Origin of the sequence: Pelomicrobium sp. G1 (assembly GCF_051905455.1) — a bacterium.
GTDB lineage: Bacteria > Pseudomonadota > Gammaproteobacteria > Burkholderiales > UBA6910 > Pelomicrobium.
On sequence record NZ_JBQACR010000629.1, the window covers coordinates 1 to 235 of the forward strand.

Below are 235 nucleotides of genomic sequence, written 5' to 3' on the forward strand. Positions count from 1 at the left end.
ACCTTCGCCCCTGCCCCTCACGCCCGCAACATCCGGGAGCGGGGGCTTTCCTTCGAGCGGATGGCGGCGGTGGATTTCAACACGGCCCTGATTTACCCGGACACCCGCAGGGACTAAGGCGAGACGCGCTACCTCACGCTATGCTATTTGGACAAGCGGTTGCACGTACTTTGCTTCACCGCGACCGAGAATGGGATTCGGGTAATCAGTTTTCGCCAGACGAACGCAAGAGAGG

1 pseudogene is annotated in these 235 nt (G+C 60.4%); it reads left to right on the forward strand.

Annotated elements, in window-relative coordinates:
• Window positions 1-129 precede the first annotated feature (129 nt).
• Window positions 130-235 (forward strand): annotated as a pseudogene (locus tag ACTFO6_RS19905) (BrnT family toxin); the annotation flags it as partial.